At 37.8% G+C, this 22360-nt stretch carries 14 protein-coding genes, 4 pseudogenes and 1 other annotated feature; of the genes and pseudogenes, 7 read left to right on the top strand and 11 right to left on the bottom strand.

The genetic code is table 11. From position 1 onward, the window contains the following. Nucleotides 1-30: 30 nt before the first annotated feature. The 5 genes from celB to DIZ30_RS07170 are packed head-to-tail and all read right to left on the bottom strand — an operon-like array spanning nt 31 to nt 4570. Nucleotides 31-1383: a PTS cellobiose transporter subunit IIC gene (celB, locus tag DIZ30_RS07150; RefSeq protein WP_002285961.1), complete on the bottom strand. Its 1353-nt coding sequence runs from the start codon at nt 1381-1383 to the stop codon at nt 31-33. Further along, nucleotides 1383-1901 carry a hypothetical protein gene (locus tag DIZ30_RS07155; protein WP_109023161.1) on the bottom strand — a complete coding sequence of 173 codons (519 nt, stop codon included), beginning with the start codon at nt 1899-1901 and terminating at the stop codon, nt 1383-1385. The genes celB and DIZ30_RS07155 overlap by 1 nt, the downstream gene beginning before the upstream one ends. 15 nt (nt 1902-1916) lie before the next feature. Continuing rightward, the gene (locus DIZ30_RS07160) at nt 1917-2243 is read right to left on the bottom strand and encodes a PTS cellobiose transporter subunit IIA (protein WP_002285954.1); all 327 of its coding nucleotides are present in this window, start codon (nt 2241-2243) and stop codon (nt 1917-1919) included. A gap of 12 nt (nt 2244-2255) precedes the next feature. Continuing rightward, nucleotides 2256-4235, bottom strand: a complete 1980-nt coding sequence (locus DIZ30_RS07165; protein ID WP_109023162.1) for a transcription antiterminator — start codon at nt 4233-4235, stop codon at nt 2256-2258. 20 nt (nt 4236-4255) lie between these two features. Beyond that, on the bottom strand, nt 4256-4570 hold the full coding sequence (locus DIZ30_RS07170; protein WP_002297720.1) for a PTS cellobiose transporter subunit IIB: 315 nt from the start codon (nt 4568-4570) through the stop codon (nt 4256-4258). A gap of 167 nt (nt 4571-4737) precedes the next feature. Here DIZ30_RS07170 and DIZ30_RS07175 point away from each other — a divergent pair, with 167 nt between their 5' ends. After that, entirely contained in the window at nt 4738-5031 is a 294-nt protein-coding gene (locus DIZ30_RS07175; RefSeq protein ID WP_002285944.1) for an antibiotic biosynthesis monooxygenase family protein, read from the top strand. Between the two features lie 77 nt (nt 5032-5108). Here DIZ30_RS07175 and DIZ30_RS07180 read toward each other — a convergent pair whose 3' ends face one another. Beyond that, nucleotides 5109-6221 carry an FUSC family protein gene (locus tag DIZ30_RS07180; protein WP_050375899.1) on the bottom strand — a complete coding sequence of 371 codons (1113 nt, stop codon included), beginning with the start codon at nt 6219-6221 and terminating at the stop codon, nt 5109-5111. Between the two features lie 152 nt (nt 6222-6373). Here DIZ30_RS07180 and DIZ30_RS13675 point away from each other — a divergent pair. After that, nucleotides 6374-7222: pseudogene (locus DIZ30_RS13675) on the top strand (transposase); the annotation flags it as partial. Nucleotides 7223-7574: 352 nt separating this feature from the next. On the opposite strand, the pseudogene DIZ30_RS07200 reads toward DIZ30_RS13675, so the two are convergent. Continuing rightward, nucleotides 7575-8255 (bottom strand): annotated as a pseudogene (locus DIZ30_RS07200) (SpaA isopeptide-forming pilin-related protein); the annotation flags it as partial. A gap of 13 nt (nt 8256-8268) precedes the next feature. Between DIZ30_RS07200 and DIZ30_RS07205 the strand changes: the two are divergent. Next, a pseudogene (locus DIZ30_RS07205) lies at nt 8269-9399 on the top strand (ABC transporter ATP-binding protein); the annotation flags it as partial. Nucleotides 9400-9413: 14 nt separating this feature from the next. Continuing rightward, nucleotides 9414-11198 (top strand): annotated as a pseudogene (locus DIZ30_RS07210) (ABC transporter ATP-binding protein). Nucleotides 11199-11578: 380 nt separating this feature from the next. Here DIZ30_RS07210 and DIZ30_RS07220 read toward each other — a convergent pair. The 3 genes from DIZ30_RS07220 to DIZ30_RS07230 all read right to left on the bottom strand — a co-directional run bounded on the left by DIZ30_RS07220 (nt 11579) and on the right by DIZ30_RS07230 (nt 18576). Further along, the gene (locus DIZ30_RS07220) at nt 11579-13132 is read right to left on the bottom strand and encodes a glycosyl hydrolase (protein ID WP_002324598.1); all 1554 of its coding nucleotides are present in this window, start codon (nt 13130-13132) and stop codon (nt 11579-11581) included. A gap of 347 nt (nt 13133-13479) precedes the next feature. After that, nucleotides 13480-15894, bottom strand: coding sequence for a leucine--tRNA ligase (leuS, locus tag DIZ30_RS07225; RefSeq protein WP_002285916.1), 2415 nt, complete (start codon nt 15892-15894; stop codon nt 13480-13482). A 150-nt stretch (nt 15895-16044) separates the two neighbouring features. Then, nucleotides 16045-16251: a binding site (T-box leader), on the bottom strand. A gap of 69 nt (nt 16252-16320) precedes the next feature. Then, nucleotides 16321-18576 carry a LysM peptidoglycan-binding domain-containing protein gene (locus DIZ30_RS07230; RefSeq protein ID WP_109023164.1) on the bottom strand — a complete coding sequence of 752 codons (2256 nt, stop codon included), beginning with the start codon at nt 18574-18576 and terminating at the stop codon, nt 16321-16323. 369 nt (nt 18577-18945) lie between these two features. Here DIZ30_RS07230 and DIZ30_RS07235 point away from each other — a divergent pair, with 369 nt between their 5' ends. From DIZ30_RS07235 to DIZ30_RS07245, 3 genes are read left to right on the top strand one after another with little or no spacing between them, the layout of a single operon-like run. Then, on the top strand, nt 18946-19602 hold the full coding sequence (locus tag DIZ30_RS07235; protein WP_002297384.1) for a phosphatase PAP2 family protein: 657 nt from the start codon (nt 18946-18948) through the stop codon (nt 19600-19602). After that, nucleotides 19602-20558 (top strand): TIGR01212 family radical SAM protein, encoded by a 957-nt coding sequence (locus tag DIZ30_RS07240; RefSeq protein WP_002285909.1) that lies wholly within the window; start codon nt 19602-19604, stop codon nt 20556-20558. The genes DIZ30_RS07235 and DIZ30_RS07240 overlap by 1 nt, the downstream gene beginning before the upstream one ends. Beyond that, nucleotides 20558-21124: a class I SAM-dependent methyltransferase gene (locus DIZ30_RS07245; RefSeq protein ID WP_002285906.1), complete on the top strand. Its 567-nt coding sequence runs from the start codon at nt 20558-20560 to the stop codon at nt 21122-21124. Before DIZ30_RS07240 ends, DIZ30_RS07245 begins: the two co-directional genes overlap by 1 nt. A 504-nt stretch (nt 21125-21628) precedes the next feature. Here the strand turns inward: DIZ30_RS07245 and DIZ30_RS07250 are convergent. Next, nucleotides 21629-21961, bottom strand: coding sequence for a putative quinol monooxygenase (locus DIZ30_RS07250; RefSeq protein ID WP_086325069.1), 333 nt, complete (start codon nt 21959-21961; stop codon nt 21629-21631). Between the last annotated feature and the right edge of the window lie 399 nt (nt 21962-22360).

Here is a 22360-nt window from a genome sequence, read left to right on the forward strand (position 1 = left end):
TTTTTGTCACAGTTCCTTTTTTCTTAGAAATCATTTTAACTTTTCACTAGCTAATTCTGCTGCCTTTTCTCTTTCTTCATTTAATAATTTATTATCATAGAATTTGATAAATGGGAACCAGATAATGAATGCGATGATTGCACAAATGACTGCTAACACAGCCGCTTTCCAATCACCACCACTACCAACAAATGCTCCGATCCCGACTGGTGAAGGCCACGGCATCTGTGCAAGCATCGGTTTGACGATTTCCAGCCGAATGGCAAAATAAGCGAGTGTAGCAGAAGCCATCGGAGCTAAGAAAAACGGAACCGCTAAATAGGGATTGTAGACGATTGGCATCCCGAAAATGATTGGTTCATTGATATTGAATAATCCTGGTACAAGTGAGGCTTTTCCTAACACTTTCAGCTGATCAGATTTCGCGAGGAATGCAATAAAGATGATCAATCCTAAAGTCGCACCTGATCCACCAACGGTTACATAAGAATTGTTGAATTCTCCTGCCAACGGATAATTTGCGCCTTGTGCGTTAGCTGCCATATTAGCTAATACGATCGGGGTCAAGAAAGAAGTGATGATATTCGCTCCATGGATCCCTACGATCCACAATGCATGGATCAAGAAATAAATCACCATGACACCAAGCCATGTATTCGTCAACTGCGTAACAAACCCAAATGGGATAGCAATCATTTTGAAGATATCCGTTCCTAGTGCAACTAATAATCCATTGATGATCATCACCACAAACGCAATGACAAATGTTGGGATCAGAGCAGTGAAAGAACGAGAAACTCCTGGCGGAACAACATCTGGCATTTTTATGACCCAATTTCTCTTGACACACATACAATACAATTCGACCGCAATAATCGACATAATAATAGCTGTAAAGATTCCTGAAGTTCCTAAACGTTCGACAAAAGAGCCCATCCTAATACCATTTACTACAGTTTCTGTCTCATTGATAGAAGCAATCAAGCTGATTTTACCATCAGTCATGATCAATTCAGGGATACACATAAAGAATGCAAAAACAGATAGTAATGCCCCCGTGAGCGGATTAACATTTAATTTTTGTTCATCTCGTTCAATTGACGTTAATTCATAAGCAAACACAATGGCAAAGTAAATAGATAAAATCCCCATCGTCATTGTATTGACGATCATGTACAAGTCACTAACTTTGAAAAAAGTTGCATTAAAAAATCCTTCTAAAAATGGGAACGGTAATGGCAAAATATTTAAAACCAAAAACATCGAGCCTACAATCGTGAAAGGAATAGAAGCCATCCCCGCTGCCATGACAGCCCGAACGATTTTAAGTTGCGCAATTTTCCCCATAGGTCCCATCAGGTATTTCTGCAAAAAATCAAACATTAGTTATTCTCCTTTCCTAAATATAACGCTTTTTCATATTGTTTAATACGGATATACTGTTGGTCTTGGTTGAGTGAAATTTTCTTTAAACGATACTGTATAAATACACTGGTAAAAATACCGCTTACAACAAGAATGAAAACAAATAACTGTCCTCCATTGTTATTTGCCATAAAAGGATACAAGAATGTAAATCCTGAGGTAAACAACACTGGAATCAATAATAAATTAAAGACAATCTGGAACAAAAAATACCACTTTGTCCATGGAACGTTCGTTTGGTGTTTTCGATAAAGCTTTACTTGTTCTCCTACTGCAGGCAAAATAGCTAAAATCAGAATCATCGGTAAACTACTTCCTAAACTTTTAGCTGATAGAAGCAGAATCATCCATTGCATGTTCATGAAAAAGAAAAAGGCAGTCAGGTAACGTACGATTAGATAACGATTGAAATACATGTTTTTCAAACTAAGTTGCTTTTTTTCTAATTCGATTTTCCTTTTTACTGTATCCTGCACAATGATCCTTCCTTTCTATTTATTTTTTTGATACAAATAATTCATTTCCTGTGCAACTTCCAATAATGTCATCGTCGTCATCAGATGATCTTGTGCATGGACCATGATAATTTCCATTTCTATTTTTGTCCCGCTGGCATATTCTTTCAGAAGTTGAGTTTGTGACTGATGCGCATGAAGAATCTCTTCATTTGCTTGTCGCAACTTCTCTTCTACTTCTTCAAACATCTCTTTACGCATCGAGCGAAATGCTTCATGTATCAGTGTCCGTGCATTTCCGCTATGGAAAATGATATCAAAAGAAGTCACTTGTAGTGTTTCACTGTTTATTTTTTCAGCCATCTGTTTTCCTCCTTATTCGATCAGTTTGATAAATTTACTGCTGAAATTCTCAAAAATAGGTTCAGCTAAGATTTCCTGCTGTACTTTTAGCTGGTCAACTAACCTAACGATTGCTTTAGTCACGACCGTAATTCCTTCATTTTCGATATAAGAAGGCGAAACTAAAAAAACAAAATGAATTTCTTGATACTGATCCCACTGCATCCCAGAAGGAATCAATGCAACGGCTACCTTTGTTTCGATTCCAACTGGAACAGCGGGATGTGGGACTGCCACTGTATCACTGAATATGATTTGTCCCATATTTTCACGTTGCTGGATCTGCTTTCGCATTTCTCTTATATATCCTTCTTCTTCATTTATGCTCAGCTTTTGCAGCAAATCATGAAGAATTTCTTCCTTTTTCGGTTCGTACGTATAAGTCTTGAAAAATTTTTCAGACAACTGTTCGGTGTAAATCTGCTTTTTTTGCTGTAGAGAAAATGCTGGTATCGGTCTATCTGAGGAATGATAGGGTATAGATTCTCCAATTACCTTTCGTATTTTACGAACATCATCTTCATTCAAAAAAATACTGACATGTAAAACTGGAATTTTGAAAAACATTGTCGAAAGATCAATAGAAGAAATAATCAGGTCGATTCCTTTTAAAGTTGTTTCATTGATCTCATAATAGCCTTTTACACTTACCACTGTAATATTTTTACCGAATTCACTGACTACACGATTCTTTAATAGTTGGGCACTGCCGTAACCCGTTGCACAGATAATCAATGCATGTAGTTTATGCGCAGCTCTTTCTTTTTCCAATGCCGCCATGAGATGCAAAGCCAAATAGGCCCATTCATCTTCATTGATGGTATAGTTTTTCAAAGCCGGCATGTTGCTGAAATGCCTTTTTACTGCGTCAAAGACTTTGAGATTTTCTTTCTTTATCTCCTCAGTCAATGGGTTCTCAATGCGAATACCTCGGCTCAATCGAATCATCATCGGTGACAAATGATCGAGTAGTCCATTGAAAAGCTGGAGATCCTCTACTAATGAAAAATGAAATTCCTGAGACAATCTTTTCAGAACTTTCGCTAATTCCTTTGATAGTTCCTGATTATTTTGATTTTCTTTGTGATTCGACTTAGCCATGAGATGTAATGTCAAATAAGCAACTTCTTCTTCGGGAAACGATACACCTGCGATTACCTCAATACGTTGAACGATCCGCTGCGCCACTTGATACTCTACTCGCTTAGAAACTTCTTGTTCGATGCCTAATTCCTTGATTTCAAACCCTTCTCGGAGCCGTTTGATCCCCAAAGCCAAGTGTAAAGTCAGATTCTGTATGATAAAATCCGAAACTTTTAACTTAGCTTCTCTTGTTTCATCGAGAATGATAATGACTAGCTCTTCAAAACTGATGTCTGGGAAAAAACGGCTTTGTCCTAAATATTCTTTCAATGAATTTCCATAATGGTTTCCAAAAAAAGTATCCATGATAAAATGCCGTCGATTTCTTTCTTCCCCTTCGATCCATGTCCCTTGACCATGCTTAGAAACGATTTTTAGTGAATATGGAATCAATCGCTCCTTGATTTCTTGCATGTCCTTTGTCAAACTGGAACGACTGATATAAAGCTCTTCTGCCAAATCATCCATAAAAAGAATGGCATCTTCCAAAAGCAATTGGTTCAATATATACTTTTGTCGATCTTCGGACTCATAAAATCCTTGCGGTTCTCTAGCATATCCAGGTACTATTTCTTGCCGACTCAAAAACAAGTCAAATGTCAGTCTTTGTAAAATATGCAGTTGGTAGCCATAACCTGGTTTAGAAATGATCTTACCTCCGTTTTTTTCTACTAACTCTTTGATCCGCTGCAAGTAATTACGGATTGTCCGATCAGATAATAACAATTCAGAAGCTAAACGTTGACTGGTGACATACTCCTTCTTGTGATCAATCAAATATCTCAACAGCAATTTTTCCTTCTGTTTCATTATCATCCACTCCTATTCCATCATATGTTCTCTTCGATCACCTCTGCTAACTTCTGGATGCCTGTAGGGATTGGGACATACGCTTGGAAAGGTATACTAACAACAGGCTTTCCAACAGATTCTCCTAATTTTTTGAATTTATCCAAAAACATCGTCGTTTGCGGGCTGATCAGAAATAAATCAAAATCACTATTCTTAATCATATTATCGCCTTCTGTAGCTGAAACTGCATCTACGAGTACCTCTTCTCCTTTTTGCTTAAAGAAATCCGTTGTCTTTGAGGCCATCATCGAGGATGACATTCCTGCCGCACAAATAATCAATGCTTTTTTCATAAATCAATCACTCCTTTTATTTTTATAAACCAAGCATATCTTGTAAGCGTTTTCTATTCAAAATATATATTTCCGTAGCATTGCGGAAAAAATGTGTATCATATCTTGAATAATAATTTCTGGCACCGTGATATACTAGTGATAGAATTTTTTCAGGAGGGGATTTAGTGAGTATCACAGTGAATATTTTGTATACAAGTACAAATGGACAAGCCAGAAAATTTGCAGAAGAAATGGTCGAAAGAAACATTGTCAAAGCGATTCGTGCAGAAGAAGGAAACGAGAAATATGACTATTACTTTCCACTAGAAGATCCAGAATCTCTTTTACTGATCGACCGTTGGAAAGATGAAGAAGCAATCGAAAAGCATCACAAATCCGAAATGATGGCTCAAATAAACGAACTCCGTAAAAAGTATAAATTAAAAATGAAAGTCGAACGTTTCACTGATTTACCGTAAAAAGATACACATGGAATGATAGCAATTTATCATCCATGTGTATCTTCACTTTTTCCTTATTTTTTATTCGATCTCATCTAATGATTCAAACCGTGTTTTTCTCTTATTTTTCGGATAAGTATTTCAGTCACCCCAATATACATGATTCCTAAACATACCCCAAGGATATTCTCAAAAATGCGGATCGTTACTGCTCCTGGAACCCCGAATAAACTGGCAGTGATTGCCAAAGCACCAAAACAATTAAAAACTGTTTTATATCTATAGGTAGAACAAACACCTAAAGCTAGACCACCTAATATACCGATCCAGTTAAAAGGAATAAATTGGCTGATACCAATAAATAAAACACATCCAATCAATGAGCCAATGATTCGGTCTACTGCTCGTTCTTTGAAACCAATCGACATCAATCCATAGCTAGATACAATAGAAGAAAATGCAAACCCTGCCCACATCAATCGCTGAAAAGGGACATACTCTCTTGCAACGATCAAAAGACTAATGCCAAATGCATAGATGAGCATCCAAATTTTTTCCTGCGAATACATGCCTTTCAAAAAAATCTCTTTAAACAAGCTTTTGTCTTTGTTCTTTTCTCGATGTTTTCTGTAAAGGAGAACTGAAAACCAACAAAAAAACAAAAATAATAAGCTACTTGTTTGTGTAAAGAAATTCTTGTTCAACGAATCTTTAGGTAACGAATAAACAATAAAGAGATATGAAAAGCCGTACAAAGAAGCATTCCCCATTTTGGGATCACTAGCGGTTGCCATTAATATGCTGCTTAGTAAAATAAAATGAATCAACATGCCCATAACTGACCATTTGATCAGCTGGACATACGGTGCTACTAATAGTGAGAACATGACGATTGCTAAACCTATGATCGAATGGGAAATCTTATAACCAAAGTCAACAAAACGAATACTCATCAACATACAGAATAAAACCACAGCGTATGGTTTATGCTTCGATTCAAATAATGTTGTAATTATAATGATAAAACAAATGGCAAACAATACGATGAATAATGATCGTAAAAACAATGAACAAATATACATGCACTTTTCTTTTTTAGAAGCTGCTTCTCGTATTTTTTGTTTTAAAATAAACGGATCTAGTTGTAGAGACTGATAAAAATCCACCTGTTGTCGTCCTTTCTTTTTACTTTTATTTTTTACAGTCATCTATGACAGGTTGTAAATACTATGGAACATCATATGGCGTTGTCATTTTCTTGTCAACTATTTTTCCTATTCATGTTTTTATAAAAAAACATATCGTTTTCTTGTATGATTAAATCACCACAAAATAAACAACTGAGAGAACGATATGCTTTATGAATGGTTCTATCAAAAAAATTCTGAGATCAATAGACAAAAATTTGATGATTACAGAGGTCTCTTACGAAACCTTACAGAAGAAAAAAACATTGATCGTTGCTGCAGTTCTCTTCCCTGCTCCATGTGTCTGTAGAAATTGTGGTTCTGCTGTGGTAGATGGAAATAGGAAATTAATGGTGGTGAAAAACAAGAAGAAGGAAACCATTGTCCACTTTGAATAATATAATCATATGCCAATGGTTATACGCCTAAAAAAGCAGCGCTATACCTGTAAAAACTGTCGAAGCCATTGGACCGCTCAAAGTTATTTTATCCGTCCAAGGCACTCGATTTCAAATCATGTCAGACATAAAATCACTTCTTTACTGACTGAAAAAGTGTCGCTATTTTTTATTTCGAAAAGTTGTTAGGTATCTTTGACAACCGTTATTCGCACATTGAAAGAGTTGAAAAGCTATTTACCAAAGTCTTCCAAAAGAATTCTGTCTTGAGTGTTGAGGGTTGTGAATTTCGTTCTCACGTTTCCGTTGAGGATAAACTGAGTTTTATTTCCGCGGATGGCGAGACAGAAAAATTAATCGAGAAAATTTACCTACACAAAAAATTCCTCGATTAACAAACTATTTCCTTAGCTGCACTAATCCTAAAGAAATAGAATTCTTAGTTACAGACATGAACGCCACCTACTTTCAGCTCACCAAACATGTTCTACCAAATGCGAAATTGGTGATTGATCGATTACTTGGTTTTTCCACGCCTTTCAAGGAAGCGTAACCTTTATTCACGAGTTGGTTGAAGCTTTCCGAGACAAAAGACCCGACTTGTTTTTCTCCTTATTGACAAAGAGCCATTAAAACTAGAGAAAAAATTACAACTGATCGCTGATTATTTGTAGAAAGAAAATCAAAGTATTACCCAATAAACTTGAGTCATTACGCAAAAAACACTGCGAAACTCAAGAATGATTTTCGCAGTGTTTTTGTATATTTTTTATTAACTAGTATTACTACAAAGGTTTATTTTTCACTTCTCAACGCAGCACAAAATTGTCTTTACTTATTTACTGGTTGGGTTCAACCTTCTCTACTCCGATACTAATATTTGTTTGTATGCCCCTTCTAAAATCGGTAGTTTCCATTCAATTGATGGGTACTAGTTGATTTTAAAAACTATGCTTATTCAATTTTTTATTTTAGCTCATATATTTCGTTTCTTTCTAAATTTTATACTGATGAAAACAAGTAGCACACCCAATATTGACAATATAAACTGGCTAATGGTGGTTTCTCCAGTTTTTGGAAGATGCTTATTTCCACTGCTTGTTGGATTGTTTCCTCTTATATCTGAGCTATCAGCAACTTTTCTATTCTCTTTTGTTAAAAAGATCGCCGCTTCTTGTTCTTTTTCGATCTTGAAAGTTACTGGTGTCGCATCCAATTCATACCCCGTTGGCGCTTGAGTTTCTACCAGCTGATATGCTCCTGGTGCTAAGCCGTCAATCGCCAGTTTTCCATCTGCTCCTGTGGTTAAACCTGACTGCAGAACGGTTCCATTGGCATCTTGTAACTCAAAAACAGCTCCTTGTAATACTTCCCCGCTTTGGTCATCGATCTTTGTCAACACGACACCGCCTGGTGTAAGTCGGTTTTCTTTCGTCAATTCTACCACCGCTGTCTGACTTCTTTCGATCTCAAACTCGATCGGTGTCGCATCCAATTCATACCCCGTTGGCGCTTGGGTTTCTACCAGCTGATACACTCCTGGTGCTAAGCCGTCAATCGCCAGTTTTCCATCTGCTCCTGTAGTTAAACCGGTTTGTAGTGTTTCTCCTTCTCGGTTCTGTAACTCAAAAACAGCTCCTTGCAGGACTTCCCCGCTTTGGTCATCGATCTTCTTTACTGGGATTAATATGATCCGTGCCTTTGATAATCAATCATATGAAGAAAAGCGAACGAATAAGAGCTTTGCTGACTATGCTAATCAAATGATCAAAGTGAACCGAATATTTGCTTGGGTCACTCCAATTGCTTTTTTGCTCATGGGAATCGTTTATGCTTCTATTTTGTGGTTTGGCGGAAATCTTGTAGCAGAAGGAGCATTACAAATCGGTGTCGTGACTGCTGTAGTCGAATACTCTATGCTGACACTTGCTTACTTGATGATCGCAGCTATGGTATTGGTCATTATCCCTAAATCGTTTGCCTCATTACGACGGATAGAAGAAATACTGCAAGCAGAGATCGAAATTGAGGAAGAGACGATCAAAACAGTGGCTAAACCAACCTTTGATCAGACAAATGCAGCTGCTTTTGAACATGTCACATTTAAATATACTGAAACCTCTGATCCAGTTCTAGAAGATATTGATTTCACAATACCTAAAGGAAAAACAACAGCGATCGTTGGCGGGACCGGATCTGGAAAAAGTAGCTTGGCGAAACTTCTCTTGAGACTTAGTGACCCTACGATAGGAAAAGTAACCCTTGGTGGTATTCCTCTTACTCAAATGACTCAAGAACAGATCCGCTCCCACATCAGTTATGTCCCTCAGAAGGCTTTCTTATTCAGCGGGACAATTTTAAGCAACTTGCAGATGGGAAATGAATATGCCTCAACAGAAGAGTTGTCTAAAGCGATCAAGATCGCTCAATTAGAAGAACTAGTGGACACCCTTCCTGACGGATTGGACAGCTTTGTTGCTCAAGGCGGTTCTAATTATTCAGGGGGCCAGAAACAGCGGATATGTATTGCTCGAGCGTTGATCAAACCAGCAGAGATCTATGTATTCGATGATAGTTTCTCCGCTTTAGACTATAAAACAGATGCAGCATTAAGAGCAGCCCTTCATAAACACATGTCGGAGAAAACTCTCGTGATTGTTGCTCAACGCCTCAGTACGATCCAACAAGCAGATAACATCATTGTTTTAGATGAAGGAAAAATCGTTGGACAAGGTACTCATGAAGAACTACTGTCTAATTGCCAAACTTATCAGGAGTTTGCAAAATCACAAGGAATATAGAAAGAAGGGATACGATGGAAAAGAAAAAAACGTTGAACACGCGTGCTTTGATACGTTTTTGGAAAATGATCAAACCTGAACATAAATATTTTTACGGATTGTTTCTATGCAGTTTATTCGGGAACCTATTAGTCGTAGCCATGCCCTTGATCATGGGAATCGGGATCGATGATCTCTTATCAGAAATAAGAAAAACAGGTATTGGACAGCTTTCTTTCAGTGATATCAAACAAGCATTGTTGTTCCCTGTCTTATTGCTGATCGGCTGTTCAGTCTTAAGCAGCATCACTTCATTTATTCAGGAACGGACAATGGCAGCGTTAAGCGAAAAGATCACATTGAGGGTGCGAAAAGAAATCACAAAAAAATTCAAAACATTACCGATGTCGTTTTTTGACAATCATCAAGTAGGTGACATCATTAGTCGGACAACTACCGGTCTCAATCAACTTTCTTAAGTGTTATTGACAGGTATCAATCAATTTTTTGCTTCTGTCGTAACAATAGCTGCTGCCGGTCTGATGCTGTTTTATATCGAAAGCAAGCTTACTTTGCTCGTCTTATTGCTGATCGTTGGCAGTTCAATTGTTACAACTAAGATTGCGAACAAAAACAAACAGATTTCTGAACAGAATCAGTATGAACTGGGTGTTTTAAATAATCGAATGGAAGAAATCTTAGCTGGTAATCTAGTGGTCAAAACATTCAATCAGCAAGCTCATGCAGAAGCTGCTATACACGAAGTAAATAAAAAGCAATACAACGCTTTCAAACGTGCTCAATTTATGAACTTTGCTATCTATCCGGCCATTCGTTTCATTAATCAACTCGCCTTCATCATAAGTGCGGTATTCGGTGCTATGCTTGTTCTATCAGGTGGTGTGACGATCGGCTTCTTACAAGCTTATCTTCAGTACATCAATCAGATTTCTGAACCAATTTCTACCGCTTCTTATGTGATCAACTCGATCCAATCCGCAATGGCAGCAATCGATAGGATATTTGAGATATTAGATGAAACAGATGAAATTCCAGACCTTCCAGATGCAAGACTTTTAGAACAACCGAAAGGAAAAATAGCTTTCAAAAATGTACAGTTTGGTTACACATCAGATAAAATATTGATGAATCAAGTCGATTTTTCAGTAAAGCCAAAACAAACGGTAGCGATCGTTGGTCCAACTGGTGCAGGAAAAACGACTTTAGTCAATCTGCTGATGCGTTTTTATGAACTGAATAAAGGAAAGATCGAATTCGACGGTCTTGATATTACCAAGCTTTCACGTGGAGAACTACGTCGTTCTTTTGGGATGGTTTTACAAAATACCTGGCTGTTTGAAGGAACGGTAGCTGATAATATCGCCTACGGGAAAATGGATGCCACAAGAGAACAAATTATCGAAGCGGCTGAAATCGCACAATGTGATCACTTTATTCGAACACTGCCAGACGGATATGATACGATCATTTCTAGCGAAAACGGTACGTTATCTCAAGGACAGCAACAATTATTGACAATTGCTCGAGTCATTCTAGCGAATCCTCCTGTCGTTATTTTAGATGAAGCAACTTCTAGCGTAGATACACGAACAGAAGCATTGATTCAGCAAGCAATGGAAGCTGTGACAAAAGATAGGACAAGTTTTGTGATTGCACACCGTTTGTCAACGATTGAAAATGCAGACATGATCCTTGTAATGAAGAATGGCGATATCGTCGAAAAAGGAGCACATTCTGAACTACTCCAATCACCAACGCTTTATGCCAGTCTTTATAATAGTCAATTTCAGATAGCGTAACAAACATTATCTAAAAAGCTATCGATCATGTATGATTAGTCCATGATCGATAGCTTTTTTAAATGTACTAGTGGTGCCACTAGAAACACAAAGAATAATACTAATGATACTTTTTGGATAGCTCCTTCAGTTTCGTTCGGTAAGTAGTGACAAAAGACTTGTCACAATCCCTTTTTACGAATAAACGGTGTTCAAGAGACAACCTATCGGCAATAAGACACGATCTTGTAAAATACGAGAAGCTATACTTCAAAATCGCTTCTTGTTGCTCTTGTCAACTCCGAATCACGAGTTACACTATTCAACAAATATGAGAAGCTGTTTTTTGAATTTGTTTCTTGTGACTCGGTGCTGAACGTCAGGCTCACAATCTCTCTTCTTTAATCTCCTTGTTCTACTTGCGATAGTTGCTGAACGAATTGCCATGTTTCCCCGTTATCAGTTGAACGGAAGAGGCAGGCAAACATTTTCCCTGCATCGATTGGTCCTTTTTTCAACAAATAAAATTTTGTCTCTAACGTATTCGCGCTTATTTGAGTAACTTCATTTGGTGATTGAAAAAGATCTATCCCCCCTGTCTGATAGTTTTCCGGAATCGACAGAACTGATTCTTTGAATGAGCGTCCTCCGTTGTTTGTATAAAACAAACTTTCACGTGTCGAAACAAAACCTAAAGAAGTTGTAACGAAGCTGACATTTTGTACTGGCTGATTGATCATTGTACTTCCACTTTTTATCCAAGTGATTCCGCCATCCATAGTAGTGTAAATGTACAAAGTTTCTGCAGACATCCCACTGGCTGATGTACAGATAAATAGACCATCGTTGCCATAAAATACCGCTTTTCGATAACGTATCGGCTGAACTGATTGGGTGATAATAGACGTTTGCCATGTTTTACCATTATCTCTTGAAGTCAGCAGACGTACATCATCCCCAGAAGAATAGATAAACCATGAGAAATCGGCGGAAATATCATATGTGTTGTCCATCCAATAACCTTCAGGAATCAGCCCCGTTGTCAGGGTGTATTCGCCAAAACGCAACCATTGCGAATCAATCGGCACAAATACCCAATTAGCACCACTATCTGTTGTCATATAGAGAGAGTGCGTCTCTGTATCAAGTTTGAGATCATTTATCTTTTGTGTTGTCAAATTTACCTTTTGCTTAGGATCAGCTAACAACCCTTCATTTGTCTTTTGTATATGCGTATCGTTAGTTGAGTTCATTGTCATGTGAGAAGCAGCATTTATATGAGAAGACATTTTTGGCTGAGTGTATCTCCCATAATAGATTGTTCCAGCTAAAAGAATGAGGAAAAAACCAGTGACTAATGTACTCATCTTAGTTGTCAGGTATCCACCAGGCGAAGACTGGCTTTTTTCCCATCTGGGTTCGTTTTCTAGTAAAAAAATATGGAATGTGTTCATTCCGAATTTTGATTTGCTTTCGCCTAAGTAGACAGGTAAATCATCAAGTGATCTCAGCAATAACTGGCAATCACTTTTTTGTATCCGAAAAGCTTGACTCGTCGAAGTCTTCTCAAAATAAAGATAGTCATCATCTTGAGAAGTTGGTTTATTATGTAAAAACTGTTGTGCTCTTTGACTAAGCCATTGATCGAAATGACGCGACAATTGATGGTAACGGAGCCAAATAAGTAGAAGAAAAACAATAAGCACAACAATTGTTATTCCGCCAACTCCCCACGAAAAGTGATACAAATTATTTAATTTTTGCATCCCTTCAGCTGAACGGACTACTGCACTCATATGGCGATATAGGAACGATACAGCTCCGAAAAAAAGCAAACCAGAGAAAAATACTAAGCTTAAAAGCTTGAACATTATTCTTTTCGCTCTTTTTTTCGCTTTCTCGATAATTTTTTGTTTAGCTGATAATACTTCGATAATAAATAGTTCTTGATCCATTTGTCTCTCCTTTTCTCATACTTCATTCATTATGCGTCAAAATCCATACAATCACTAGTCCCACTAATAAAAAATTTATGAATTTGGTATGTACTCTCAATTTCAGGTAGTTTATACATCAAAAAATACTAAGATTAATAGACAAAAATTTGATGATTACAGAGATCTCTTACAAGACCATTCAGAAGAAAAAGACATTGAACGTGTTTGAGAACATGAAAATCAAAACCTTTTTGATCAATCAATTAATCAATTTGAAATAACAAAAAATCTGAGACAGAATGAAGTTCATTCTGGCCCAGATTTGATTTTGCACAACTCATCAGTCCTTATTGACAAAGAGCCAATTAATTAGCAACGATATTGACTAACTTGTTTGGTACCGCAATAACTTTTCTGACTGTTTTGCCTTCAATATATTCTTGCACTATTTCATTGGCTAATGCTGCTTTTTCTAGCTCATCTTTTCCTAAGTCTCGGGGAACATTGCTTTTCGCACGAACTTTACCGTTTACTTGGAAAACAACTTCTACTTCGTCTTCAACAAGTGCTGCTTCATCGTATGTTGGCCATGGTGCGTAAGAAATACCACCATCATTTCCAAGGATTGCCCATAGTTCTTCACCCATGTGAGGAGCAATCGGTGCGAGTAGTTGAACAAATCCTTCGATATATTCATAAGGCAGAGCGTCCACTTTATAGGCTTCATTGATAAAGACCATCAATTGGGAGATTGCTGTATTGAAATGAAGATTTTCATAGTCTTCTGTCACTTTTTTCACTGTTTGATGATACACTTTATCAAGCTTGCCATCATTCAATGTAGTGATACGGTCACGCATTTTATTGTTCTCATCAACGATCAAACGCCATACACGATCCAAGAATTTACGGCTTCCTTCTAAGCCATTTTCGCTCCAAGCAATCGAAGCATCTAATGGCCCCATGAACATTTCGTACATGCGCAGTGTATCTGCACCGTAAGTTTCGACCACATCATCAGGATTGACTACATTACCACGAGATTTTGACATTTTTTCGTTGTTTTCGCCTAAGATCATTCCTTGATTGTATAGTTTTTGGAATGGTTCTTTTGTAGGAACAACACCGATATCGTATAAGAATTTATGCCAGAATCGTGCATATAGTAAATGAAGTACCGCATGTTCTGCTCCACCAATGTAGATGTCAACTGGTAGCCAACGCTTCAACTTTTCATAATCTGCTAGTTCTTTTTTGTTATGAGGGTCGATATAACGCAGGTAATACCATGAGCTCCCTGCCCATTGTGGCATTGTATTCGTTTCGCGACGGCCTTTTTTACCTGTTACAGGATCAACGACATTGACCCACTCCTCGATATTTGCTAATGGAGATTCTCCAGTACCGCTTGGCTTGATGTTTTTTGTCTTAGGCAACCGTAATGGTAGCTCTTCTTCTGGGACAGCTGTGACTGTTCCGTCCTCCCAATGGATGATTGGGATTGGTTCACCCCAGTAACGTTGACGGGAGAATAGCCAGTCACGTAAGCGATAGCTGACTTCTTTTTTCCCTACGCCATTTTCTTCTAGCCATTCATTCATTTTATCGATTGCTTCTTGTTTGTTCATGCCGTCTAGAAATTCAGAGTTGATATGCGTACCATCTTCTGTGTAAGCAGCTTTTTCAACATCTCCACCTTCGATAACTGGAAGAATCTCTAGTCCGAAAGTTTGAGCGAATTCAAAGTCACGTTCATCATGTGCTGGAACAGCCATGATGGCTCCTGTGCCGTATGAAGATAATACATAATCGGCAATCCAGATTGGGATTTCTTTGCCATTAACTGGATTGATTGCATAAGCACCAGTAAATACTCCTGTTTTTTCTTTTGCAAGATCTGTTCTCTTTAGATCTGATTTTTTAGCTGTCTCTTCGATATAAGCTTCTACAGCAGCTTTTTGTTCAGGGGTCGTAATTTCTCTAACAAGATCTAGTTCAGGTGCAAGAACCGAGTAAGTTGCACCGAATAGAGTATCTGGTCGTGTCGTAAATACGGTATAGGATTTATCCGTACCAGCCACTTTAAATTCAATATTTGCTCCTACTGAACGACCGATCCAATTTCTTTGCATTTCTTTAATGCTTTCTGGCCAATCAACTAATTCTAGATCATCCAATAAGCGATCAGCATAAGCAGTGATTTTCAGCATCCATTGGCGCATTGGTTTTCTAACTACATCATAGCCACCACGTTCACTTTTCCCATCGATCACTTCTTCATTTGAAATAACTGTTCCTAATTCAGGTACCCAGTTTACCGCTACTTCTGCTTCATAAGCTAGACCTTTTTCATAAAGCTTCGTAAAGATCCATTGTGTCCATTTATAATACTCCGGATCAGTTGTATTCACTTCGCGATTCCAGTCATAACTAAATCCTAAAGAATTGATTTGGCGTCGGAATGTTTCGATATTTTTTTGGGTAAACTCAGCCGGATCGTTTCCTGTATCTAGCGCATATTGTTCAGCAGGCAGACCGAATGCATCCCACCCCATTGGATGCAGTACGTTGTATCCTTGACTTCTTTTCACACGTGAAAGGATATCCGTTGCCGTATAACCTTCAGGATGCCCTACATGTAGCCCTTGACCAGATGGATAGGGAAACATATCCAGTGCGTAAAATTTTGGCTTTTCAGGATCATCATGGGTGTTGAAAGTATTCGTTTTTGCCCAGTATTTTTGCCATTTTTTCTCAATTTCTTTATGATTGTAACTCATTTGCTGTCCTCCTGTTCTATTGAAAACACTTGTTTCTATTATAAATATAACGAAAAAACCGGCAGAATCTGTTTATTTTTATTTCCTTTTGCTTTGTTTTCTCAAACTTCACAAAAGAAATAAAAAAATCCTATAAAAAGATTGCTCTTTTTATAGGACGTAATCTACGCGGTACCACCTAATTTTACCTTAGTGAAAAGGCCTCGAACGTTGTAACGGCCGTCACCGCCGCTTGCTTACTCGGGTATTCAGCAAGGGCAACTCAAAGGCGAGTTCAAAAGCATCCGTGCACATTCTCACCAGCCATGCGCTCTCTGAAACTTCAGTCTTTTTACTACTTCCTTTTCAAGTGTTGTCATATTTAAGTAGCCTTATAGTAACAAATATTTTTGTGGAATTCAATCGTTATTTCTTCGAACAGCTATTTTATTTAGCTACAATCAACGTTTGACCTGGATAAATAAAGTTGTTCTTAATATTGTTCCATTCGATTAGTTGAGCCATTGTAATTCCATGACTGTCAGCAACACTCCAAACAGATTCTCCAGATTTCACAGTATAGGTTTTCGAACCAGTAACTGATTGTTGGTTTGTTGATTGAGATGAACCTTTCTTCACAATCACTTGCTGTCCTGGATAGATGAAATTATTTTTGATATTATTCCATTCGATTAACTGATCCATCGTGATATGATGTTTGTTCGCTACGCTCCAAACTGACTCGCCCGCTTTCACGGTATACATCGTATTACCAGTGGATGATGTACTTGTCGTAGCAGACGTATTCGGTGTATTTGGTTTCGCTGCAGAAGTAGTTGAACCTGTATTTGTATTTGCCGAAGTTCCACCTTTAACGATCAATTGCTGTCCTGGATAAATGAAGTTGTTTTTGATATTATTCCATTCGATTAACTGATCCATCGTGATATGATGTTTGTTCGCTACGCTCCAAACTGACTCGCCCGCTTTCACGGTATACATCGTATTACCAGTGGATGATGTACTTGTCGTAGCAGACGTATTCGGTGTATTTGGTTTCGCTGCAGAAGTAGTTGAACCTGTATTTGTATTTGCCGAAGTTCCACCTTTAACGATCAATTGCTGTCCTGGATAAATGAAGTTGTTTTTGATATTATTCCATTCGATTAACTGATCCATCGTGATGCCGTTTTTATTTGCCACGCTCCAAACAGATTCACCTGCTTTCACGGTATAAGTGCCTTGAGACGAACTGCTGCCAGTATTAACTGAACTGCTGTTATTTGTATTGGTTGACGAACCTGTATTACCTGACGTGCTGTTTGTTGATCCACTGTTTGAAACAGTCAGTTGTTGTCCTGGGTAGATAAAGTTATTTTGGATATTGTTCCATTGGATTAGTTGAGCCATCGTAATTCCGTATTTATTTGAGACGCTCCAAACAGAGTCTCCGGCTTTAACTGTATATTTCGTTCCTGAAGCTGTATTAGAAGAACTTGAGCTGGACGAACTAGAGCCACTTGTATTCCCAGTATTTGAGCCAGTATTTGCTCCAGCATTAGAAGAACCGCCATTTGATACGATTAGCTGTTGTCCTGGATAAACGAAATTGTTCTTGATATTGTTCCATTCAATCAATTGAGCCATCGTAATTCCGTGATCATTTGAGATCTTCCAAACAGAATCACCAGATTGAACAGTGTATTTCGCACCAGTTGTTTGTCCTCCGTTTGATGTACCAGCATTTCCTGAAGAATTGGTATTGTTACCGGAATTATTCGTCGAAGAGCCATTTTCCTGGCTACCTTTGATTGTCAGTTTTTGTCCTGGATAAATGAAATTGTTTTGGATGTTGTTCCATTGGATCAATTGATCCATTGTGATACCGAATTTATTTGAGATTCCCCAAACAGAATCACCAGATTGGACAGTATAAGTGGTCGAAGTTGCTGAACCTGAGTTTGTATTACCAGAATTGCTTGAACCGCCAGTACTACCTGTACTTCCAGTATTATTGCCACCTGTAGTCGCTCCACCGCCTGCGTTTCCGCTAGCTGGTGTATCATATTGGGTCAATCCGTAAGTTGCGATGATATTATTTAATTTGCCTGCGTAACCAGGATCAGTCGCATAACGCCCTGTCAAACAAGCTGTCGCATCTGTATAGGATTTCGTGTTGCTCTTCCAAGTACCGGCATAGTAATAACCGTTGCCAAATGAAGTATTTCTAAGTACATAGGCATTGTCATTGAAAGATTCAGCAAAAGAAGGATATTGTCGGAAAGGCTCCTTTTTATTTACCCATTGATTATTTAAAAATTCAAGCGTATCCATGTAGACGGTTTGTCCTTGATAGCTGCCTTTTATCCCAAAAAGATTATAATAAGGTGCTTGAGATAACACACTACTGCCCCAACCGCTTTCTACAACTGCTTGTGCGATCATCACTGATGCATATAGATCGTTGGCTTGAGCGATTGGTTGAGCATAAGTAGCAATTTCTGTGATAAATGCCGCTGTATTGATTCTTGCGCCGAACTGAACAGGTGTTTCATCCGCTTGAATAGGAACCGGCTGTACTAATGGGGCAGCGACAGAACAGCCTACCATCGCAGTTCCCACGATTGCTGCCCCTCGTTTTGCTTTTCGAAAACGTTTGGTCTGTTCTAAACGTCTCCGTTCTTTTCTTGCAATGTTTTCCATCTTCTATCCTCCAACTTCAATTTATCTATTATTAATAATTATAACTTCTCTTAATATTTATTAAAAGTTATTTAAGAGCTTTGTTGTTTTTTGTAATCATATTGTAATTTAACGTAATGAACAACTTCTGTTCATTTTCAAGTTCTTCCTACGTCTACGTTCTTGTTTAAAAGGATTTCGAAAAACACTGATTTTATTTCCCTAACATTTCATTTGCATTACCAAAAAATGTCTTTCCGATTACAGTTATTTTTTTTATAAGAATATTGGTTATTCAAAGAGGAATCATACATTGGTTTTATCTCTTTACCGTTTTTTTCGCTGGACCAAAAATGCTATAATAAGTCATTGCTTCAAAGGAGGAATTGTATGAAATATAAAACATCATTTCAGGTGGCTGGTAGCTTCTTTCTTGTCCTGTTTTTCATTTTGGGCTGGATCGTAAAGTTCCATCTGTCGTGGCTTTCTGGTTTCGATCAGTGGTTTACAGGCATTGTCAGAGCTTCTTATCCTGATCTGAACAGCTACCAACTCTTTATGACTAAATTCGGTAATCCTCTTACCGTCATCATTTTATTTGCTTGTGCGGCTTTATGGATGTGGTATAAGAAAAAAAGGGCAGAAACATTTTGGTTCGTTTCTGGATTTATTGTAATTGCTGGAATCATCAACCCGGTGATCAAACTATTTTTCATGCGAGAGCGTCCTTCATTGGCGCACTTAGTAGTTGAAACAAGTTACAGTTTCCCTAGTGGACATGCAGCAGGCAGTATGATTCTTTACGGTTCTTTACTATTTCTGCTTCCAGCTTTTGTTCAAAAAAGAACCTTACGCACATTGCTTCAATTGCTGATGGTGTTTATTATAGTAAGTGTCGGGATAAGCCGCATTTATCTGGGCGTTCATTTTCCTACTGATATCATCGGCGGCTACTTACTCAGTCTTTCTTGGCTGTGCCTGACTTATCCAGTGTATAGAGAAAAAAGAAAACAAATAGATAACTCTTACAGAAAGAAGGACTTTTAATGACTTTTCCTTATTCAGAAGGAAATAAAAGATATCATTCTTGGAATTACGCTTTACGAAATGAGTTTGGCGGGAAAATTTTCAAGGTGCCGATCGATGGAGGATTTGACTGTCCGAATCGAGATGGGACTGTTGCCCATGGCGGTTGTACTTTTTGCAGTGTATCTGGTTCGGGAGACATGATCGTTGCACCTGAAGACCCTCTTCCAATCCAATTCCAGAAAGAAATCGACATGATGCATCAAAAATGGCCTCATGTCCAACAATACATCGTTTATTTCCAAAATTTTACAAACACCCATGCGCCAGTTGAAATAATCAAAGAACGATTTGAGCAAGTAGTCAATTTACCAGGTGTCGTAGGATTATCAGTCGGTACACGACCGGATTGTCTGCCAGATGAAGTAGTTGATTACCTTGCTGAACTGAACGAGCGGATGTATTTATGGGTAGAACTTGGATTGCAAACAACTTTTGAAGAAACTTCAAAACTGATCAACCGAGCACATGATTATCAAACTTATTTAGATGGCGTGGCTAAATTACGCAAACATAATATCCGTGTTTGTACGCATTTGATCAACGGATTACCAGGCGAAAGTTTAGAAATGATGAAAGAAAATGTCAGACGCACCATTTTAGATTCAGATATCCAAGGAATCAAGCTCCATTTGATGCATCTGATGCGCAAAACGAGAATGTTGCGGGACTATCATGAAGGTCGCCTTCAATTAATGAGCCGTCCTGACTATGTCAATGTCATTTGCGACCAGCTGGAAATGATACCAAAAGAGATCATCATCCATCGTTTGACAGGGGATGCGCCGTGGGATTCCTTGATTGGACCAATGTGGAGCTTGAAAAAATGGGAAGTCTTGAATGCAATTGATGAAGAACTTCTTCGCAGAGATAGCTTCCAAGGAAAATATGATGTACGGAAAAAGGTGAGCGTCTGATGTTGCAAACTGCTTTGCATTTCAGCCATACATTACTGCAAGAAATCTTGCAACCAGGGGATCACGTCGTAGATGCAACGATGGGCAATGGCCACGATACGGTTTTTCTAGCAGAACACATCGGAAAAACTGGTCATGTCTATAGTTTTGATATCCAGCAACAAGCAATCGATGCTACTCGTGAAAGGCTAGAACAGCGTCAGTTAGAAGAACGTGTCTCATTGTTTCTACAAGGCCACGAAACGTTAGGAGAAGTGATAGCTGAACAACAAAATCTCAAAGCAGGGATTTTCAATCTAGGGTATCTCCCAAAAAGTGATAAAGCAATCATCACTATGCCAGAGACTACACGCACAGCTATGGAAGAAATATTGAAACGACTTGTGCCTCGCGGACGATTGATCCTTGTCGTCTACTATGGTCATGAAGGTGGAGAAAAAGAACTGGATATGGTTGATTCTTTTTGTTCCAAACTGCCACAGGAAACATATAATGTGCTGAATTATCGGTTTATCAACCAAAAGAACCAGCCGCCTATTTTATATTGTATTGAGAAAAAAAGATAAATAAAAAACGCAAAACATAAATGATATGTTTTGCGTTTTTTTCTCTAATACTCAGGTTAGAGCGTTGATTTCATAACCTTTTTATTCACGGTGCTCAAAAGCTTATATCTGCGGTAATAAGTCCAACCAAATCAAAAACATGAGAAGCTGTTTTTGATTGGCTGTTCTTATTACTTGATGCAGGACAGCTTTTTCACAACCTCTTTATTCAAATACAAATTGAAATTGAATATGTTTTTTTGACATATAACAGATATATAAAAGAATAACAAAAGCATTGATATATAAACAGTTTAAATGAATTTTATATTTTTGTATGTCATTCATATATCGCTAATTAACTTAATATCAGTCAATTTCTGCCCCTTTTTTGCCTCTAAATACTTAAAAATAACCACCCGAAGGTGGCTGAAGAATAAGCTTTTATTTGTAAGTTTCCTTACGAATATTAACACAAGTAATCTTCTCAATCTACAGGAAATCCTATCTAATAAAATAAGCTCTCTACTTTCTTATAAACGCAGAATCTTTTGTAAAACTATTATCTATATCTGCCATATATCTTTCCACTTTCATATGCAAATCATATTTTTCTCTAAGTTCTGCAATCTGAGACATCATTGAAGATTCGTGATGTTTATCCAGTGCGTCTTGGTCTGTCCAACTATCAATCAGAAGAACAGTGTCCTCATCATCCATTGGAAAAAAGTATTCATATTTAATATTACCTTTTTCTGCACGTATATCTTCTACTATTCCAGTTGAAACCATTTCTTTCGCAAATTTTTTTGCATTCCCTTTTACGCCACTATAATAAATGTTCACAGTAATAGCCATTTCTCTATCTCCTTAAATGCATTTTTATGTACCCTGTAGGACTGTCTCGAACCTACAACCGTTCGGTTATGTTGTGATCAACTGAGCTAAGAATAATGAGAAGCCACCACAACTCCTGCAAACAAAAAGAATGGACATAGACTGGACAATAATGGGTTTCATTCTTTGTTGTGATAGCATATTTATTATTACACATTTAATAGCAAAAAACTAGATTGTACTTATTCTTTGTAAAAAATATTATTTTATGCTACTATTTCCAAGTCATAAAAAGAAAAAAGCTTCAGATACTTATCTTTTTGGGGTGGATAGGCTACAATTAACTAGACAGAAAAATTAAGGTGTGTAGACTAGAAGAAAACATACCAGGAGGAATTTTTATGTCTAAGAGAACACGAA

The sequence above is a fragment of the Enterococcus sp. H57 genome (genome assembly GCF_003112495.1).
Taxonomy (GTDB): Bacteria; Bacillota; Bacilli; order Lactobacillales; family Enterococcaceae; genus Enterococcus_B; species Enterococcus_B faecium.

Bases quoted from the DNA above. Each gene is read 5' to 3' on its own strand.
- celB (WP_002285961.1), bottom strand. From the start codon at position 1,383: ATGTTTGATTTTTTGCAGAAATACCTGATGGGACCTATGGGGAAAATT.
- DIZ30_RS07160 (WP_002285954.1), bottom strand. From the start codon at position 2,243: ATGGCTGAAAAAATAAACAGTGAAACACTACAAGTGACTTCTTTTGAT.
- DIZ30_RS07165 (WP_109023162.1), bottom strand. From the start codon at position 4,235: ATGAAACAGAAGGAAAAATTGCTGTTGAGATATTTGATTGATCACAAG.
- DIZ30_RS07170 (WP_002297720.1), bottom strand. From the start codon at position 4,570: ATGAAAAAAGCATTGATTATTTGTGCGGCAGGAATGTCATCCTCGATG.
- DIZ30_RS07180 (WP_050375899.1), bottom strand. From the start codon at position 6,221: ATGACTGTAAAAAATAAAAGTAAAAAGAAAGGACGACAACAGGTGGAT.
- DIZ30_RS07220 (WP_002324598.1), bottom strand. From the start codon at position 13,132: ATGGATCAAGAACTATTTATTATCGAAGTATTATCAGCTAAACAAAAA.
- leuS (WP_002285916.1), bottom strand. From the start codon at position 15,894: ATGAGTTACAATCATAAAGAAATTGAGAAAAAATGGCAAAAATACTGG.
- DIZ30_RS07230 (WP_109023164.1), bottom strand. From the start codon at position 18,576: ATGGAAAACATTGCAAGAAAAGAACGGAGACGTTTAGAACAGACCAAA.
- DIZ30_RS07235 (WP_002297384.1), top strand. From the start codon at position 18,946: ATGAAATATAAAACATCATTTCAGGTGGCTGGTAGCTTCTTTCTTGTC.
- DIZ30_RS07240 (WP_002285909.1), top strand. From the start codon at position 19,602: ATGACTTTTCCTTATTCAGAAGGAAATAAAAGATATCATTCTTGGAAT.
- DIZ30_RS07245 (WP_002285906.1), top strand. From the start codon at position 20,558: ATGTTGCAAACTGCTTTGCATTTCAGCCATACATTACTGCAAGAAATC.
- DIZ30_RS07250 (WP_086325069.1), bottom strand. From the start codon at position 21,961: ATGGCTATTACTGTGAACATTTATTATAGTGGCGTAAAAGGGAATGCA.